We start from the raw sequence: 19,371 nt of genomic DNA, 5'->3' as shown, positions 1-19,371 counted from the left end.
GGCGCGAAGTATCAACGGAGCATTCCCAAAATAATTCGTGTTGCAGCTAGGCGGCCAGCAAGATAAGACCTAGGAGCATACAAAAGTATGTGACTAGGATTAGATTGTGCAGCCAACAACGCTGCAGCGCGAAGTATGAAGGGATAGCATGAAAAAAAACACATATTGGATACGCAACCTATATGTCGTCTGGTTCGGCTGCTTTTTAACGGGTGCAGCCTTTAGCCTCATCATGCCGTTCCTTCCCCTTTATATTGAAGAGCTGGGCATTACTGACCACGCATCTCTTAGCCTGTGGACAGGTGCTGTTTTTAGTATCACTTTTTTATTCTCTGCCATTGCGGCACCATTCTGGGGGCGTTTGTCTGACCGTAAAGGTCGTAAGCTCATGCTATTACGCTCTGCACTCGGTATGGCGATTGTGATGGTTTTGATTGGTTTTGCCCAGAATATTTGGCAACTCCTAGCATTGCGCGCTTTGCTGGGTTTATTAGGCGGATTTGTCCCTAATGCCAATGCATTAATCGCCACCCAAGTTCCTGTCAATAAAAGTGGTTGGGCAATGGGGATATTGGCAACAGGTGCGGTAAGTGGTGCTCTTATCGGTCCTTTAATTGGTGGATTACTCGCTGACCAATATGGCTTGCGCCCTGTGTTTTTTATCACCGCCAGCGTATTGTTTATCTGCTTTTTCGTTACCCTATTCTATGTTCGCGAACGCTTTACCCCAGTATCTCGTAAAGATGCATTAACGGGAAAACAAGTATTTGCTTCATTACGTAATAAAAATCTCGTGATCAGCCTCTTTTTTACCACCATGATTATTCAGGCGTCGATTGGTTCAATCAATCCAGTACTCACTCTATACGTTAGAGAGCTTGCCGAATCCCATGATAACCTTGCGCTTATTAGTGGGATCATTGCCTCAGTTCCTGGTGTCGCCGCATTAATTAGCGCGCCATTATTAGGGAAGTTAAGTGACCGAATAGGTCCAGACCGAGTATTACTCGCGGTACTGGCCGCCTCCATTTTTGTCCTATTTCCTATGGGATTGGTCAGTAACTACTGGGAATTAGGGGCATTACGTTTTGTACTCGGCGCTCTTAATGCGGCACTCTTGCCCGCAGTACAAATCTTAATTATTTATAATATATCCCACCAAGTCACTGGGCGGATATTCAGTTATAACCAAGCTCTACGGGATGTAGGAAATGTAACCGGACCATTAATGGGATCATTTGTTGCTGCAACCTATGGATTTAGAGCCGTATTTTTCTTTACGGCAGCCTTAGTTCTTTTCAATTTTATTTACTCTTGGATAGTCATAAAAAGGCAGTCGGATGGGCTTAGAGCAACCCCATCTGAAGAGTAGCGATTAAGTATGATCCCCATGCATAAACATAACTTTTTATTATCTTTTAAACGAAAAGTTTATAACCCACAAAAGACCTTTATAACTCCATGTTTTTAATTAACTTAATCGATTCAGAAAACATTCTTTTAATGTCAATCAAAATCCGTTATTCTTCCCAACCTTATAGTAAGAAATGAGAGTTACATCGAATATTCATCTTAAAAGTAACTTTTTTACAATAAATTCATTCTGCTTATAAGCCATTTTATAATAATGTATGCCGAAAATATGTTTGCAACACTGCATTAACATATCAAAACAATAGTACTTGAGCTTTCTACTCGATGTACACAATCAGGCACAACCTCACAAGACAACATGTATTGGAGTTTACACATGAGTCATTCTGCGACTAAAACTAAAACCTTTTTCGGGCATCCTTACCCGCTAAGTTCGCTTTTCCTCACAGAAATGTGGGAACGTTTCTCTTTCTATGGCGTTCGTCCCCTTCTGATCCTGTTTATGAGCGCAGCCTTATTACAAGGCGGTATGGGGCTTCCGATTGATCAAGCCTCCGCTATTGTCGGTATCTTTGCTGGTGGTGTTTATATCACTTCATTACCGGGTGGCTGGTTAGCCGATAACTGGCTAGGCCAACGCCGCGCAGTTTGGTATGGCTCACTGATCATTGCATTCGGTCATTTATCCATCGCTTTATCTGCCGTATTTACTAATACCTTCTTCTTCGTTGGTTTATTACTAATTGTATTAGGTACAGGTCTGTTTAAAACCTGTATCACCGTGATGGTAGGAACTCTATATAAGAAAGAAGATACTCGTCGTGATGGCGGTTTCTCGCTGTTCTACATGGGTATCAATATGGGCTCATTTATTGCCCCATTAATTATTGGTCCACTCCATGAAAAATACGGCTGGCACTTAGGTTTCGGTTTAGGTGGCCTAGGTATGGTTATCGCCCTACTAATTTTCCGTTTCTATGCCATTCCACAAATGCGTCGTTATGATAAAGAAGTGGGTTTAGACTCCACATGGAATCACCCTACTGTACAGCGTAAAAATGTGGGTAAATGGGTAACACTTGCGTTGGCTGCACTGGCGGTTCTTGTCACGTTAATCACTAACGGAACCATCCCGTTCAACCCAACCGTCATCGCCAAAAGCTCGGCATACATCATTTCAACATGTGTGGGTATCTACTTTATCTTTATGTTCTTCTGCGCAGGTTTAAACAGTAGTGAGCGCTCCCGCTTACTGGCTTGTTTAATTCTGTTAGTAGCAGCTGCTTTCTTCTGGTCCGCATTTGAGCAAAAACCAACCTCATTCAATATCTTTGCCCGTGATTATACTGATCGTCAATGGGGTGATTTTGAAATCCCTACGATTTGGTTCCAGTCAATAAACGCCTTGTTTATCATTCTATTAGCACCAATCTTTAGCTGGTTCTGGCCTTCATTAGCCAAGCGCAATATGAATCCAAGCAGCATGACCAAATTCGTTATTGGTATTCTGTTCGCCGCGGGTGGTTTCGCTATTATGATGGTTGCTGCTAACCAAGTACTGGCAACTCAATCTGGTGTTTCTCCATTCTGGTTAGTGGGCAGTATCTTATTACTGACGTTAGGTGAGCTCTGCTTAAGCCCTATCGGATTGGCAACCATGACTTTACTCGCACCACAGAAAATGCGCGGTCAGGTTATGGGATTATGGTTCTGTGCAAGCGCACTTGGTAACTTAGCCGCGGGGATCATGGGCGGAAATATCCGTAAAGACCAATTAGATTCAATGCCTGATTTATTCTCTCACGTCTCTATTGCTCTTGTTATCTGTGCTATCGTGCTAGCCGCTCTGATTATCCCTGTCAGAAAAATGCTACAGAATGCAGATAAAAACGACGCTAAAGCGAAGTAATTAACGCAAAATTGCTCGGCTCAATAAGTGATTAAAAATTATTGAGCCGACACTCCTCTTGGTTTAAATTCCCGCTATACTCATCCTCAATTTTTATCAAACCTCACTCAAAGACCTAACAAGGATTTCTCGCCATGAAAACGCTTTCTATTCCGATTTATTATGTCGATGCATTTACTGATAGGCTATTTCACGGTAATCCTGCTGCGGTGGTTTTATTGGATGAATGGCTTCCTGATGAAAGGTTAATTGCAATTGCTGCAGAAATTAACTTGCCAGAAACGGCTTTTTTGGTGGACGAGCATATTCGTTGGTTTACACCGGTTGTTGAAGTTAAGTTATGTGGACATGCGACCTTAGCCGCAGCATTTATTTTAAATAAATTCAGAGGGCACCCAACTAACCCCATCATATTTCAATCCCTATCCGGTGAGCTCACTGTTCATAAACATCAAGATAGTTTTACACTCGACTTCCCCATTTTAGAAAGCCAACGTGTTGATTTGGTAGATTATCCACAATTATCGACAATCCTGAATACACCTATTTCTGAATTGTGGATAGCCAAAGATCGCTATCTCTGCTTTGTCGACTCACCCGAACAAGTTCAAGATTGCCAACCTAATATGGCTCAACTTGCACAGCTTCCATTACCCGGCCTGACGATCACTGCCAAAAATCATGATGACCAAGCTGACTTTGTTTCTCGTTATTTTGCCCCCGCAAAAGGGGTGAATGAGGATCCGGTGACAGGGACATCCCACTGTGCTATCGCACCAATTTGGGCTAAACGATTACAAAAAAATGCATTAATTGGTCACCAAATTTCTGCACGAGGTGGAAAAATAGACTGTCTGGTTGACCAAAGTCGCGTCAAATTGACGGGAAAAGCAACACTCTTTTTAGCCGGAACGATTCACGTTTGATTAATTACTGTATTTATTTGTGATCAAGATTACACTTATTCGCAACATTAATAATATGTGCATTAATGTTCCGGTAAGTAATTATTTTTACTGATTCAAGTTTTTAAATAGTGATAATTCAAAGAAAGTAAGGTTTAAATATGAGTTCTGACGTTGATGATGTCATCAAGCAAAAAATTGAACAATCTGTAACCCACGTATCTAAAGTTGTATTTCCAACCACCACAAACCACCACAGCACTTTATTTGGTGGGACTGCATTAGCATGGATGGATGAAGTTTCCTTTATTACTGCGACACGTTTTTGTCGTAAAAGACTCGTGACGGTTTCTACAGAAAAAATCAATTTTACGCATCCGATTCCATCAGGCACCATTGTTGAATTAGTGGGTGAAGTTATTCGAGTAGGCAGAACTAGCCTTACTGTTAATGTTTCTATCTTTTTAGAAGATATGTATGCCGAAGGGCGTGAAGAAGTGATTCACGGACAATTCAATTTTGTCGCTATCGATGATAATGGTAAGCCAACCCCGTTATTTGAGCAGTAAAATTTTTCCCTCCATTTGCCTATAAACTATCTAGTTAGGTAAAATAAAAATATGCGCCCAATTATCCAACATTGAGCGCATATTATCGTTTTATTTCTCACAAATTAGGCAAACGCTAAGAATGGCGAGATGCACAATAAAATTCCAGTGAAAATAATCAAATATAAAGAGATGCCTTTATATTTGTGTAACATTGGCACTTTATACACCAAGTAAGCGGGAATTAAACAACCAACCATACCAAAAATTGGGCTACAAATTGATGTAAAACTGAGAACGGGTGCGTTAAGAATAATCGCCCCCCAAGCCAGTAGCACGGCAAATACCATGATACCGTTTTTTACCCATGTCTCATTAATACGCTCAACTGGCATCATGCGCTGAAGAATGTTCATCACAATCCCTTGAGTAGCTTCACGGAAGCCTAAGTAAACCCCAAAGAATGCCGTCATGACTGCAAAAATATTCAGCATTACGCTAACAACCGTAACCCATCCACCAGGGAAGAATTTTGCAGCGATAGCCAAAGCTGAAATATTCTGCTCATAAGCTTTCACTGCCTCTTCATGCCCCATTGCTAGCGTGAAGGAAACTGCATAGAAAAATACCGTGCAAAATAGAATAACAAACGCAATATTCATTGCTCGCAACGCTTTATAACGCGCAACTTCACGATTCACATTTTGGCTACGAAATGAAATAACCATTGGACTCAAGGTTTGAATAAACAAAATTGAGGTTAATGTAAAAGGCAGTGTAATAATTGCTTCCTTGAACAAACGTCCAACTGGCGGTAACGACCCCGCATTATAAAGATGCCACATTCCGACCATGGAAATCCCCAGAGCCGCGACGACAAATAATTTGGTTAGAACCATAAAACTGGATAGTTTAAATAGTAACTTTTCCCCACGAGAAGAAATGGCAACCAAAATGCAAATTAAAACTAATCCATACCAAGGGCTATCCGATAATAATCCCTCAGTGACACCGAAAGTTTGAAAATAAGAGGCACTATCATTGGTAATTGCAGTGGAATAAACAAACATCCAAATCACTAGCATGACAAAATAAAGAGCCCCTAAAAGCATTCCCCAGTTTTTACCTAAATACCCACTGATCACACTAGGGTAGTCTTTACATTCTGGAGACTCAGCCAACGTATTAATAAATAGTCGCTGAAATAAATACATTGCAGGATAACCGACAACAGAAGAGAGCAAGAAAACCCACAGTCCCATTAGCCCAACCTGTACAGGAAGAAATACAATACCAGCACCAATAGCCATACCGATACTCATGATCACCCAACCTACATCCGTACCATCAAACTTCGTTGCCACACGCCATTGTTCGTCAGTCATTCCTGCTCGTGATGCTGCGGTAGAGCCTTTTTTGTCGTTAAGATTATCTATCGTAGGAATCGTTGCCATAATTACTCACTTAATATTGTTGAACGCCTTAATGATAAAATTTATTGTTTTAGATGCGATTTAAGTGGTTATTTATTTCAATAACCTTAGTTATTTGCAGGCTATTATCATGAAGTCATCATAGAGGAAATACAGGAGAAAGATTATCTCTTTATTAGCCTATAAAACCCCACATTTAGAGAAAGTTTTTCTATTAAAAGAGCATTAAGATGGAAATATCTCTATCCAACGACATAAATAACGCCCAAGAAGAGTTTATCTTAAAAATTAGCGCAACCATTTGATTTATAATATATAAATAATTTAAATCCCTAAAAATCCTTATTAACAATTCCAACAATTGATTATTTATTTCGTGCTAAACATCACAAGAAAGCATAATTTCAAGCACAGTCATTACTAATAATTCTGTATTTTGTTCTAAATTTGTGAATTTTTGAAATTATTCACTACCTGTATTTTATATATAATATTTAATTCCCACGTTTTCATCTCAAGGCAAGTCGAAATCTATCCGATTAATCTAATTTATTAAAATTAAATTTGTTGTTATGTTATGTCGACAAGATTAGTGGTTTTTATAACATCCATAAAATGTGTAACTCACTCAAATGATTTGTATTTTTGGCAAGAGATTGATATTTGCTCGATATGACAGTAGAGTATCTTTATTCTTTAAGGGTTATAAAAAGTCATTACTTTTTCAATAATGCTATTTCTAGCTTATCTTGAAATAGGGATATTCATGGCCAACTTAAGACGAAAAAAAACCATGTTGCGGATAATCACATTTATATTTCTCTTTTTTTTCTCCATTAATTTAACTCTTGCTGCTGTACCACCAGAAACGATTAAACTTGTGGAGCAACAAGCTCAAAAAGGTGATTTAAAAGCTCAAGTCATGTTGGGAATTGGCTATTATTTAGGAAATGAAATTAAGCAAGATTATCCTAAAGCAAAAAAATGGCTAACCATGGCAGCAAACAAAGGTAATGCAGATGCCCAACTATTTTTGGGAGATATGTACCTTAATGGTAACGGGGTTGAAGCCAATTTTGAAACTGCCTATGGATGGATTGAAAAGTCTGCCAGCAAAGGTAATGTTGAAGCCATGAATTATATGGGACAATTCTACTACCAAGGTGTTGGTGTTAAGCAAAACTATATTGTCGCCTTTGAATGGTTCCAAAAAGCCGCTGAAAAAAAATTCCCTCCCGCTCAATATCAAGTTGGGAAAATGCTCCAAAATGGGGAAGGAACAGACTTTAATGAAAAGCTAGGTACTGAGTATATAGAAAAGGCCTGCAAGGGTGGACTAAAAGACGTTTGTTCGAAAAAATAATCCCTTTATTTTATTCTGATAAACGATAACTTCTGAGTATAAAGTTATCGTTTATACTTCACATATTCCCTTTTGAAATCATCAATAGCGTATTCTCGCTCACATTATTTGGCTCAAAAATTCTCTACTATTAATTTATTAACAATCAATTTAAAAACTGATTGAAATGAACTAAACTTATAATATAAAAGAAAAAAGGAGAAATTATGTACAATACAATTTTAGTTCCTATTGATGTTACCGAAGACGCGCTCACTCAAATGTTAGTTCCTCATGTTAACGCGATGCAAAAAATGAATAATGCCACAGTGCATTTTCTTGCCGTTACAGCCCCTATTTCAAATTATCTACGCTATGGCGGCACCATTTTGCCAAGTGATTTTCCGGATGATCAAAAACAGATTGAAATTATCCTTAATGAATTAAACGAGAAAATTAAGTTATTTTCTGTTCCTGCGGATAAAGTGCAAGCAACGGCAACTATCGGCTCCGTTAAAGATGAAATTTTAGCCATGGCAGAAGACATTAAAGCAGATGTGATTCTTCTTGGCTCTCGTCGACCAAGTATGTCGACTTATTTACTTGGATCGAACGCAGCCTCTGTAGTTCGCTATGCTAAAACCAGTGTTTTTGTAGTGCGTTAATTTGTTTTTTAAGTTTTTTACAAAACAAAAACCCTATTTAACATCTACAATGTTTACCTTAAATTTTTGTTACATTAAAAGGTAAAACCATACAATTTATAACCCCTAATCACCAATTTTTAAGGTAAATTAGAGGCTCATAAACATTTTCGTGAATTTTCACACCCTGCTCTTCTGGGCAGGGTTTTTTACCCCTACTCAAACATAAAATAGCCCACATACAGTGAGCTATCTACTTTGAAGTTAAATTTTCAGCCTAAATAACGATTACTGACTCAGTGCTGATTTCATGACTTTTTCAAAATCTTCCCATGCACAATAACCATTTTTATCAATTGGGCAATTTTTCAGCTCGAGTGTGACATGCTTCGGCGGTGTTTCGAGTGATAAATAAGCCGTATCCCTCAACTGGTTTGAAGATTGATAAACATATTCAATTTTCACATAGTCTTTGGCGTCTTGTTTATCCGTCCAGCGTTGGAATACTAACTTTCCGCCAATCGGTGTGTGTTCGTACTGCTCTGGTAACTGATAAGGTTTAAAATCCATCGCTGAAAGTACAGAGGCAATATTAGAATCATGTCCGACTAACAGAATGAATTTAGCTGTCTCACCTTTATTGACTGAAACAAAGCCTTTATTCATATAATTTAATAGAGGATGGGCCACATTTTTAGCAATAATTTTGGGTGAAAATAACGTTTCTTGGTAACCATTTTTCAGGGTATTCAGCTTTTTCCATTTATCATCAGTATTCACTAAGCCCCAAGCAACATCTTGGCTTGGAAAACCTTCATAATATTGTAAGTCAATCGCATCAACCGCTGAATTAGCCATCTTCAATGGACCGCTCACTCCTGGCTCTTTATCTTCTTCAATAATAAAACTATTTTTAGGCGTCGCTAGATTGCACAGTTTCTCTGTAGTACATTTTTTGGAATCTTTAATATTCAGCACGCTATCCAGTTCTTCATAGCCTGATTTTAAATTCAAACCTTTTAAATGTGCTTCCATCGCAGCAATCGCTTGCTTTTTAAATTCTGGAGAACCATTTGTCACAATCGGATTAAATACTGGATCCATCTTACCAATTTCGGGTTTGTGGTGAATATTTACCTTACAACCGGGAAATGCGCCGACGCTAAAAAATTGTGCCGTCGCAATAGTCCGTTGCAGACTATTTGAATAAACATAAATATCATCACTACTGGTAGGACAAAGTTCATCTGCAAACAGTTTTTTACTGTCCAACCACTCCCTAAAATAATGGCCCATATAAACTTCTAACGCACCACCCTTGGTTGTTAAATAGCCACTTTGAGCATCCCATCCCGGCCACTTTTTATTCGTTATCTCACTCAAGATCCCCGTATTCACGATAGGAGTACGTAAATTATGGCGACTCAATACTAAAACTTGGTTTAACTCCATATTTTTAGCATCGTCGGTATTCGCCAATGCAGGGGCCATCGGTGTTAATAATGCCGCCGATAAACAAACTGTTAGCATTTTAAATTTCATCAACCTACTCCTACCATTATTTATAGAGATATCGAATTTATAGAAATATTGAAAGAGTTATGAATAAGCTTCAATGTCCAACAAAGTATAGTGCTTATAAAAAATTCAGAAACATATCTTCTAATAATGAAGAAGTTATCTTTTTTTTCTGAGAGTAATATCCCAAAATTCCGCTAAAGCTAAATAGTCATCAAATATTGACATTATTCACTCATAAATTAAGATATTTCCTTCAAACAAGGATAGAATGTCATGAATATACAACCCGCCAGTGCATCACATTACGATGAGATTATTCACGTGTGGGAAGCCTCCGTTAGAGCGACTCATCATTTTTTACCCGAAGAAAATATAAAAGCGCTGAAAAAACCTATTAGAGAACAATATCTACCTCACCTTTCTATTTTTATCGCTTTAGATAATCAGCAAAAAATAATGGGCTTTTTAGGGACTGGGGAAAACCGCCTTGAAATGCTATTTATTGATCCTCATTACCAAGGGATAGGTATAGGTAAAAAACTTTTGCAATATGCAATTACTCAGCTTGGCATTAATGAACTCGATGTCAATGAACAGAATCCTCAAGCTGTTGGCTTCTATCAACATATGGGGTTTGTTCAATATGCTCGCTCAGAGATTGATGGGGAAGGAAATCCTTTTCCTCTATTACATATGAGACTCAGAAAATCATGAAAATATATAAGCTAGAAACTTCTCGTCTACGACTAAGTGGCTGGGAACAAAATGATATAAATTCGCTATATGAGCTCAATAGCTCTGCCGATGTTATGCGATATTTTCCTTCTATTCTCAATAAAGAACAAAATGCGCAATTCTTAACGACAGTGATGGATAAATTTGCCGAGCAAGGTGGTTGGGGCCTCTGGAAAATTGAATTAAAGGAATCAGGGGAATTTATTGGGTTTGTTGGTTTAAATATTCCAACAGCACAATTGCCTTTTTCACCTTGTGTAGAGCTAGGATGGCGCTTACTTCCTAAATTTTGGCGCTATGGCTATGCCACTGAAGCCGCTAGGGAAGTGATTAAATTTGCATTTGAGCAATTACATCTTGATGAATTAGTGGCTTTTACAACAGTAACCAATACCCCATCAGAAGGTGTGATGAAGAAGCTAGGTATGACGAAAGATACCTCAAACTTTATGCATCCCTTATTACCTCATGACCATCCTCTTGCCGAACACGTACTTTATCGATTAAAAAAGCCACTGTAGGTTCGCCACAGTGGCTTTATCAGCTAATTATCCCGTAGGAAGCTATTAACTTTTTTCTACTTCAGCCTTTGCTTCAGCTTTAGCTTCTTCTGCTTCAACTTCACGATACCAGCGTGGGTGGTGCTTTTTAGCCCAACGACGGCTGACTTTACCTTCAATCATTCCATCAATAGAACCTTTCACCCAAAATGCCATATACATATGAATAAGAATGGCGTGGATCAGAATGATGGCGGCTAATGCATGGACGAGAATACTCCAGCGCACCATCCACATTGGGAATAAATGCGCAAAATAAGGACGCCACATGATGATGCCGGTAATCAAGAGTACAAAAATCATACTCATGATACTCCAGAACATCATTTTTTGACCTGCATTGTACTTACCAACATCAGCGACGTTATGTTCGTTACCTTTGAGAACTTCAACAATATTCAAGATCCATGGAACATCTTTTCTGTCGGGAATATTGTGTTTCACAAAACGGACAAACATAAACATCAGCACCACGAAAATCAGTACACCAAAAAATGGATGCAGAATTCGCCCCATTTGCGGGGTACCAAATGTTTCGGTTAGCCACTTTAAAGTTGGGAAAAACAGTGCGATACCAGACAAAGCAACCAAGAAAAAGCTGATGACAACAGTCCAGTGGCACGCTCGGTCAACAAATTTAGTCCGAACGATCATTTTGCTCTTTTTACTCATGGTCATCTTTCTCCTCTTCATCATCCACTTCTTTGTTCGGCCCGACTCCCACATAATGGAAAATGAGACCGGCAAATGTGGCTATAAAGCCCACAACTGACAGTGGTTTCAACACGCTCTGCCACAAATTAATTGGGGTATCAATTTGAGGGTCTTTTGGCAGTCCATGATAAAGTTGAGGTTTATCAGCATGATGAAGTACATATACCACATGCGTTCCGCCAACACCTTCAGGATCATAAATTCCGGCTTGGGCATAACCACGTTTTTGCAGTTTTCCAACTCGCTCAGCACCGTACTCCAACATCTCTTTTTTGGTACCAAAACGAATTGCACCTGTTGGACAAGTCTTCACACAGGCAGGCTCTTGCCCTACCGCAACGCGGTCAACACACAAAGTACATTTGTACACACGATTATCTTTTGGATTTAATCGAGGAACGTTAAATGGGCATCCCGCAATACAGTAACCACAGCCAATACAGTGTTCAGATTGGAAATCCACGATACCGTTGGCATATTGAATTATCGCGCCCGCAGATGGGCACGATTTCAAACAACCAGGATCAGCACAGTGCATACAGCCATCTTTACGGATTAACCATTCCAGCTTGCCTTGTTCACTCACTTCGCTGAAACGCATCACCGTCCAAGATTTCGCACTTAAATCTGTCGGGTTATCGTAAACACCAACACAGTGCCCTACTTCATCACGAATGTCGTTCCATTCGGAACATGCTACCTGACAAGCTTTACAACCAATACAGGATGACACATCAATGAGCTTACAGACTTCAAATTTATCGTCACGCGCCTGTGGTGGAGGCGTAATGCTGTTGGTCGCGGAACGTTTAATAATGTCTTGAGATTGCATGGACATAGTTCCCTCCCTTACGCCTTCTCAATGTTAACTAAAAACGCTTTATACTCAGGAGTCTGAGAGTTAGCGTCGCCCACGGATGGCGTTAACGTGTTTGTAATGAAGCCTTTTTGAGTGACACCTTCAAAGCCCCAGTGAATAGGTAACCCTACCGTTTCAATAGGTTTACCATCAACCATCAGAGTTTGCAGACGAGGAGTCACCACGGCTACCGCTTTAATGAAACCTCGCTTGCTGCTCACTTTCACTTTGTCACCCAGTGCAATGCCTTTCGCTTTCGCTAAAGTTTCACTGATTTCCACAAACTGTTCTGGCTGAGCAATCGCATTTAAAAGTGCATGTTTAGTCCAAGTATGGAAATGCTCCGTTAAGCGATAAGTTGTTCCCACATAAGGGAACTCTTTATGGTCACCAAGACGCTGCTTGTCTTCCTCAAATATTCTCGCCGCCGGGTTAGAAACCACATTTGGATGTAATGGGTTAGTTCCTAATGGTGTTTCAAATGGCTCATAATGTTCAGGGAATGGACCTTCAGCCATTTTATCAATAGCAAATAGACGACCTAAGCCCTCTGGCTGCATGATAAAAGGACTAGTACCCACTTCTGGCGCAGATGCGTTGAAGTCAGGTACATCATTTCCAACCCATTTTTTACCGTTCCACTCAATCAAGACCAAATCTTTATTCCACGGCTTACCTTTGGTATCGCAAGAAGCACGGTTATAGATCACTCGACGGTTTAATGGCCATGCCCACGCCCAGCCTAATGTATTACCAATCCCCGATGGGTCGCTGTTATCGCGATTTGCCATCTGGTTGCCTTTCTCTGTCCAGCTACCGGTATAGATCCAGCAAGACGATGCGGTTGAACCATCTGCACGCAAGAGAGCAAATGAGTTCAGCAATTCACCTTTCTTCGCTTGTAAGTTGCCATCTGCATCATACAAGTCGACCAGAGCAATCCCGTTATTTTCTTTCGCGACTTCTTCCGATTCCGGATGGAATTGGCGCTTATAATTCCAACGCATTTGCATCAGTGGTTCACTACCTTTACCACCTTCTTGCTCATACATTTCGCGGATTTTATGTAGGATCCCCGTCAGAATTTGTCCATCGTTACGGGCTTCGCCTGGCGCATCTGCCGCTTTCCAGTGCCATTGTAACCAGCGTCCAGAGTTGGCAATTGACCCGTCTTCCTCAGCGAAGCAAGTTGAAGGTAAACGGAAAACTTCGGTTTGAATGGATGCAGGATCCACATCATTCATTTCACCGTGGTTTTGCCAGAAACTCGCTGTTTCGGTGGTCAATGGATCGATGGTGATTAAGTATTTGAGTTTACTTAAGCAGCTAACAACCTTATTTTTGTCTGGGAATGATGCCACTGGGTTAAAGCCTTGGCAGATATAACCGTTGACTTTATTTTTGCTCATCATGTCAAAATACTTCATGACATCATAAGCTTGATCCCATTTCGGTAACCAATCATATCCCCATTGGTTTTCAGCTTGCGCCGCATCCCCATAGAAAGATTTCATCAGACTGACGAAGAATTTCGGGTAATTGCTCCAGTAGTTCACCTGATTGGGTAACGTGGCTTTCGGTGTATTCGCGGCCAAATAGCTCTCGATATCCAACTGTTTTTCAGATGGTAGAGTCAAGTATCCCGGCAAGCTAGTTGATAGCAAACCTAAGTCGGTTAAGCCTTGAATATTTGAGTGTCCACGTAAGGCATTCACCCCACCGCCGCAGATACCCATATTCCCCAACAACAATTGGATCATTGCCATGGTACGAATATTTTGAGCACCAACTGTATGTTGAGTCCAACCTAACGCGTATAGGAAAGTTCCTGCCTTATCTGCTGCGCTGGTGGTCGCAAGAATTTCACACACTTTAAGAAAGTCTGCTTTTGGCGTACCACAAATATTCTCAACAACATCAGGTGTATAACGAGAAACGTGTTTTCTTAAGAGGTTCCAAACACAGCGTGGGTTTTGCAGCGTGTCATCTCTAAGTGCATAACCATTCTCATCAAATTGATAGTTCCACGTAGTTTTGTCATAACGACGTTTTTCAGGGTCATAGCCACTAAATAAGCCATCATTAAATTCAAAATCATCCCTGACAATTAATGCCGCATTGGTATAATTATAAACGTATTCAGCATTTATTTTATTGTTTTCAATAAGATAAAGTAGAACGCCAGATAAGAATGTTATATCTGTTCCTGAGCGAATAGGAACATAGTGGTCAGCAACTGATGCGGTACGCGTAAAACGCGGGTCAACCACAATCAACGTTGCATCATTATTGTTTTTCGCTTCAATAGCCCAACGGAATCCGACAGGGTGAGCTTCAGCAGCATTACCCCCCATCACCATAATCACATTGGCATTTTTAATATCAACCCAGTGGTTGGTCATCGCACCGCGACCAAATGTTGGAGCAAGACTTGCTACCGTTGGTCCGTGTCAGACTCGCGCTTGGTTATCGACCGCTAACATACCGAGCGATCGAGCGAATTTTTGAGTTAACATTCCCGTTTCGTTACTCGCAGCAGATGCACAGAGCATCCCTGTCGACAACCAACGGTTTACCGTCGTGCCTTGCTCATTTTTTTCAATAAAGTTGGCATCACGGTCATCTTTCATGAGTCGAGCAATGCGGGTAAAGGCATCATCCCAACTGATTCGTTCCCATTTATTCGAGCCGGGGGCACGATACTCAGGATAACGCAAACGACTCTCACTGCGAATATAGTCGAGTAATCCAGCACCTTTAGGGCATAAAGCACCTCGGTTCACTGGATGATCTGCATCTCCCTCTACATGGAATATTGCAGATCTGGCGTTCATTGCGCCGTCACCCATACTATAAATTAATAATCCACAACCAACAGAACAGTAGGTACAAGTATTACGGGTCTCTTTAGACCGAAGTAATTTATTTTCACGTACATTAGCCATTGCCATTCCTGGCATAAAACCTAACGCAGCTACAGTTGTACCTGCCATCCCGCCGGCGCAGATTTTAAAAAACTTTCTGCGACTGACGTTCATTATTAGCCTCTTTTTATTGTTTGTATAATCGCGGAAAGAATATCAGTCAGTTGTAATCAGATATTGCCTAAAATCAATGAAAGTGAAGATAAAGGTTAATTAATATTAACTGAGTAGTTAAACATCAATTAAAATTACTACTTTATGGGTAATTATTGTTAAATTGATTCAGATCAAATTAAGGGATATTTAGATTAAGAAAGATAATATTGGATTAATAATCAATATAGGTACACTTTAACAAATTTAAATTAATAAAAATAATATTGTTATATTGTGGTATATACCTATTTCACCATAACAAATAATATAATTTATGTTTTACAGTAGATTTTTAATAGGCTCTTATTGAATAACTATTTATATTATTTCCAGCCACTAATAATAATACCGGCGCCCAGTAAGACAACCAGTGCACCAATCCAATCTGTAGTCGCTAACGTGACACCATCGACGAATCGCAACCAAATTAATGCGGTCACAATATAAATACCACCATAGGTAGCATATACTCGTCCGCTGGCCTCAGGATGTAGCGTCAATAGCCACACAAACAGCATTAAGCTCAGAATAGCCGGTAATAATAACCATGGGCTACCCTGCTTTTTCATCCATAAATAAGGAAAGTAGCAGCCAGCAATTTCAGCAATGGCCGTGATAATAAATAATCCAATAATCTTTATAGGCATAATTTTTATTTTTTAATAGGTCATCATTATATTCGCCACCCTAATTTGGGTGGCATATTCAGTTAGGCTGACTTCACAAGTAACAATGAAATTCGCCGTGCAATAGGTAAAACGAATAAGACTGTTGGAAAAGCAATGAACCACGAAATTCCCCAGGAACTGATCCACGGCGAAAATATCTCAGAAGTAAAACCGAGCGCCCGGATTGTACTGATTAATGAAACAATACCGCTCATTACCAGAGATAAAAAGAAGGGAACAAGAAAAAACATTGCTCTGACAGGAAGTTTAGGAATACCTAAAACATAATTACGATCTTGATACGACATAAAGACTCCATAGATAAACGCATACACAACAGCATATAACTGTTGATGTAACAAAGTTATATGCGTTGATTAACGTAAACGCTTACGAGTCTTTAAGACTAATGAGAATCATTCTAATCTTTATGTTATTTTTGTCAATAGCGATTTAACATTAGTTCCATTTTTTGCATTTTATCTCGGCATCTTATTTTAAAAAATGATTTCTCGTTAAGATGCACGACATAATAAACATAAATAAGACAATGTTCTTTAAACTCACATTAGTATGCGAGAAAAAGAAAGGTCACATAGAACCTTTCTTACCAAACAATAATAATTTATTTCTTGGTTGCTAAAATCACACTAGATGCTTTCACAATGGCAGTAACTTTACTTCCTGCTGATAATTTCATTTCATCCACACTGTTGTTAGTGACAACAGCAGATAACTGAGTGCCCGCATTAGTTTTAATATGAACAACCGCATTGACACTACCTGTTTCGATAGACTCTACTCGCCCATTAAATTGGTTACGCGCAGAAAACAGATATTCATTTTCATCCGAAACTAAAACTACCCATGGTGCTTTAATAATAGCGACTGCGCGTTTGCCTTTTTCTAATCCAAGTAATTGAGTACTATTTTTAGTAATCACCGCTGAAATGGTTTCCCCATTCCCTAGATTTAAAACAACCTCATCATTTACTGCGCCAGCTACTACGGATTCCACAATACCGGCAAGCTGATTACGAGCTGAAATTGACATACGAAACCTCATGTTATGGGAAATTACAATAAGTGATGATAGTAATTCAGATGATGTGATTCAATTGACTGGATCATATTATCGGAATAAATCCGATAATTAATTTTAACAAGGTCCCGTCATACAACCTATCATCATAAAGGGAATTATAATTGGCAATATTAGCCCCACACCAATGCCCTGAAAATCATTATGTTCCTCCCCTTTTTTTACTTGTTTAATTCTAATTTCTATAGGATTTGGCAGTCGATATTGCTCAGGCAAGGTATTTGGTTGTGTTATAAAATGTCCATCCGCATTGAACCCTACTGTTGTAATACCTTCAGATGTATGACTTCGGTCATGATATTTGCTAAACAACTGTTTCTTAGCTTTAATTTTTTCTTCTGGAATATAATTAACATATGTTGCATATACGGTATCATCTATGCTTGATTGAAGAAAAGTAATGCTAACCCCACTAATATCATCCTGAAATTCTGCCAAAAATTCGGCATAAATTTTAAATTGTTTTTTAGCCTTTTCATCTATGAATAAATACGTAGTATCTTGAGATTCTGCAATGATGCCTAACTGACCATCTGACTTTATCTTTATGACCATTTCCTTTTCAGGTAATATTCTTGAAGGCTCAGAGGTACATCCTGAAATAAACGCAATAAGAATGAAAATAAAAAATTTCATAGCTACCAATACCTTATAATAATTAGTATTTAATTAAAGTATCTTCACTCAACTTCATTTTTAACCAAAATTTTTGCTGGCATAGGCTAAAAAATTCTTTTCGTACTGGCAAGATTGGCTCCCCATTTGTTTTAATCACCTCCCATATAATCCAATGTTCTGGGCATTGACTATCACATTCAGCAATATTTAATTCAGTTTCTTCTAGGCATTGTAAAATGACGCCATTTTGAAATTGCCATTTACGAATCCTTTGATTAACTTCAGAAAGTGCATCTTTATTATTTTCATCTAAAATCAGGTGACAAATTTTACTATGGCTGATGGCCTGTAAGATGTATTTTGCTAGCATTTTTGAAACTGCCTACTGAAGCTAAAAATGTTCTCAATGGTAATATTATTGAATGACTCTTACAAATCAGTATTACTCTTAATATGATTAACACCCCAAAATTTAGGTGATTTTTTCATTTTAAAAATTGCAATTAATTTATTTACACAAATGAAATAAGATTCACTTTCTTACAGACTGTTATATTTTTATTCGGTATGATTAACCTGAATAACATATTATGTAGTTTAAGCCCATCGAACGGTGGGCTATTTTTTTATCATTATATCGACTTAATAATAAAAAAACTGCCAGATATAAATAAGATAATGTCAATCAATAATGTAGAGACTTTTTCCGATAACCTGAAGACTAAATGTTTACTCATCACAGTACCAACTGAAATACCTAGCCCTAACAAAACTCCTTTTATCACAATTGTCATTGGTAATGCCCCCTGTGCTGCAAATGTGGTTATCTTACTGGAGTAAAGCAGTAACGCACTCGCCGCTTCAGAACCTAAAAATGCGCCCTTTCTCAGTCCATAAGAAACAAAAACAGGCACACTTAATGGCCCCGTAGACATCACAATCCCAGTCAAAATACCGATAATCCCCCCACAAAACCCAACTTGAGGCAGCGAAATTCTATACTCAAAATGATCCATTAATCGCTTCAATGGGACAACACATAAAAAAAATACCCCCAATAGCAGGTCAATAAGCGTAGACTGGAATATAAGCAATAAATATGCTCCAATCGCCGCACACGGTACGCCCGTCACTGAATAAACAAGCGTGACTTTCCAATCCACTTGTCGCCACCAAACAAAAAATCGCGAAAGATTACCAATAACTGCGGCAAGTGCCATAACCTGTATTGCTGGTTTGGGCCCATAAGCTTGAACTAATAAAGGCAATAACAACAATGATGAGCCTGTCCCAGTCACCCCACTAATCACCCCAGCCACCACCGCGGTTATAATGATAATAATTTCACCTGTTAGCATG

The 19,371-nt window shown here is 39.1% G+C and carries 19 protein-coding genes; 8 read left to right on the top strand and 11 right to left on the bottom strand.

The features are described 5' to 3' along the window. Positions 1-148: 148 nt before the first annotated feature. The 4 genes from mdtG (at position 149) to PR761_RS05270 (ending at position 4,757) form a co-directional block, all read left to right on the top strand. Positions 149-1,372 carry a multidrug efflux MFS transporter MdtG gene (gene mdtG / locus PR761_RS05285; protein ID WP_006813515.1) on the top strand — a complete coding sequence of 408 codons (1,224 nt, stop codon included), beginning with the start codon at positions 149-151 and terminating at the stop codon, positions 1,370-1,372. Positions 1,373-1,750: 378 nt separating this feature from the next. Beyond that, positions 1,751-3,283: a peptide MFS transporter gene (locus PR761_RS05280; protein WP_006813516.1), complete on the top strand. Its 1,533-nt coding sequence runs from the start codon at positions 1,751-1,753 to the stop codon at positions 3,281-3,283. Positions 3,284-3,417: 134 nt separating this feature from the next. Then, complete coding sequence (locus tag PR761_RS05275; protein WP_115164145.1) at positions 3,418-4,209, top strand: PhzF family phenazine biosynthesis protein; 792 nt, start codon at positions 3,418-3,420, stop codon at positions 4,207-4,209. Positions 4,210-4,349: 140 nt separating this feature from the next. Beyond that, complete coding sequence (locus PR761_RS05270) at positions 4,350-4,757, top strand: acyl-CoA thioesterase (protein WP_006813518.1); 408 nt, start codon at positions 4,350-4,352, stop codon at positions 4,755-4,757. 104 nt (positions 4,758-4,861) lie between these two features. Here PR761_RS05270 and PR761_RS05265 read toward each other — a convergent pair whose 3' ends face one another. Next, on the bottom strand, positions 4,862-6,190 hold the full coding sequence (locus tag PR761_RS05265; RefSeq protein WP_006813519.1) for an amino acid permease: 1,329 nt from the start codon (positions 6,188-6,190) through the stop codon (positions 4,862-4,864). Between the two features lie 745 nt (positions 6,191-6,935). On the opposite strand from PR761_RS05265, the gene PR761_RS05260 reads away from it, so the two are divergent. Both PR761_RS05260 and PR761_RS05255 read left to right on the top strand, forming a co-directional pair. Then, positions 6,936-7,532, top strand: coding sequence for a tetratricopeptide repeat protein (locus PR761_RS05260; protein ID WP_223844781.1), 597 nt, complete (start codon positions 6,936-6,938; stop codon positions 7,530-7,532). A gap of 206 nt (positions 7,533-7,738) precedes the next feature. Continuing rightward, positions 7,739-8,176, top strand: coding sequence for a universal stress protein (locus tag PR761_RS05255; RefSeq protein WP_006813521.1), 438 nt, complete (start codon positions 7,739-7,741; stop codon positions 8,174-8,176). A 267-nt stretch (positions 8,177-8,443) separates the two neighbouring features. Here PR761_RS05255 and agp read toward each other — a convergent pair whose 3' ends face one another. Next, entirely contained in the window at positions 8,444-9,697 is a 1,254-nt protein-coding gene (gene agp, locus PR761_RS05250) for a bifunctional glucose-1-phosphatase/inositol phosphatase (protein WP_112836525.1), read from the bottom strand. Between the two features lie 252 nt (positions 9,698-9,949). Here agp and PR761_RS05245 point away from each other — a divergent pair, with 252 nt between their 5' ends. Together PR761_RS05245 and PR761_RS05240 are read left to right on the top strand one after the other, a co-directional pair. Next, on the top strand, positions 9,950-10,390 hold the full coding sequence (locus tag PR761_RS05245) for an acetyltransferase (protein ID WP_154611242.1): 441 nt from the start codon (positions 9,950-9,952) through the stop codon (positions 10,388-10,390). Then, positions 10,387-10,932 carry a GNAT family N-acetyltransferase gene (locus PR761_RS05240; RefSeq protein WP_154611241.1) on the top strand — a complete coding sequence of 182 codons (546 nt, stop codon included), beginning with the start codon at positions 10,387-10,389 and terminating at the stop codon, positions 10,930-10,932. The genes PR761_RS05245 and PR761_RS05240 overlap by 4 nt, the downstream gene beginning before the upstream one ends. A 45-nt stretch (positions 10,933-10,977) precedes the next feature. On the opposite strand, the gene fdnI is transcribed toward PR761_RS05240, so the two are convergent. The 9 genes from fdnI to PR761_RS05195 form a co-directional block, all read right to left on the bottom strand. Further along, entirely contained in the window at positions 10,978-11,643 is a 666-nt protein-coding gene (gene fdnI, locus PR761_RS05235) for a formate dehydrogenase-N subunit gamma (RefSeq protein ID WP_112837538.1), read from the bottom strand. Further along, positions 11,636-12,523 (bottom strand): formate dehydrogenase subunit beta, encoded by an 888-nt coding sequence (gene fdxH / locus PR761_RS05230; RefSeq protein WP_164717570.1) that lies wholly within the window; start codon positions 12,521-12,523, stop codon positions 11,636-11,638. Before fdxH ends, fdnI begins: the two co-directional genes overlap by 8 nt. Positions 12,524-12,534: 11 nt before the next feature. Further along, positions 12,535-15,582 carry a formate dehydrogenase-N subunit alpha gene (gene fdnG, locus PR761_RS05225; protein WP_146751280.1) on the bottom strand — a complete coding sequence of 1,016 codons (3,048 nt, stop codon included), beginning with the start codon at positions 15,580-15,582 and terminating at the stop codon, positions 12,535-12,537. Between the two features lie 365 nt (positions 15,583-15,947). Continuing rightward, on the bottom strand, positions 15,948-16,271 hold the full coding sequence (locus PR761_RS05220) for a YnfA family protein (protein ID WP_006813529.1): 324 nt from the start codon (positions 16,269-16,271) through the stop codon (positions 15,948-15,950). 62 nt (positions 16,272-16,333) lie between these two features. Then, complete coding sequence (locus PR761_RS05215; protein ID WP_071599531.1) at positions 16,334-16,600, bottom strand: DUF2798 domain-containing protein; 267 nt, start codon at positions 16,598-16,600, stop codon at positions 16,334-16,336. A 317-nt stretch (positions 16,601-16,917) separates the two neighbouring features. Continuing rightward, the gene (locus tag PR761_RS05210) at positions 16,918-17,346 is read right to left on the bottom strand and encodes a TOBE domain-containing protein (RefSeq protein WP_006813531.1); all 429 of its coding nucleotides are present in this window, start codon (positions 17,344-17,346) and stop codon (positions 16,918-16,920) included. A gap of 105 nt (positions 17,347-17,451) precedes the next feature. After that, positions 17,452-18,030: a hypothetical protein gene (locus PR761_RS05205; RefSeq protein ID WP_112836521.1), complete on the bottom strand. Its 579-nt coding sequence runs from the start codon at positions 18,028-18,030 to the stop codon at positions 17,452-17,454. A gap of 22 nt (positions 18,031-18,052) precedes the next feature. Continuing rightward, entirely contained in the window at positions 18,053-18,382 is a 330-nt protein-coding gene (locus tag PR761_RS05200; protein ID WP_006813533.1) for a hypothetical protein, read from the bottom strand. Between the two features lie 262 nt (positions 18,383-18,644). Further along, positions 18,645-19,370, bottom strand: coding sequence for a sulfite exporter TauE/SafE family protein (locus PR761_RS05195; RefSeq protein WP_112836519.1), 726 nt, complete (start codon positions 19,368-19,370; stop codon positions 18,645-18,647). Position 19,371 lies beyond the last annotated feature (1 nt).

The organism is Providencia sp. PROV210, from assembly GCF_028479445.1.
GTDB lineage: Bacteria > Pseudomonadota > Gammaproteobacteria > Enterobacterales > Enterobacteriaceae > Providencia > Providencia rustigianii.
This window is presented reverse-complemented; position numbering and strand designations above follow the sequence as displayed.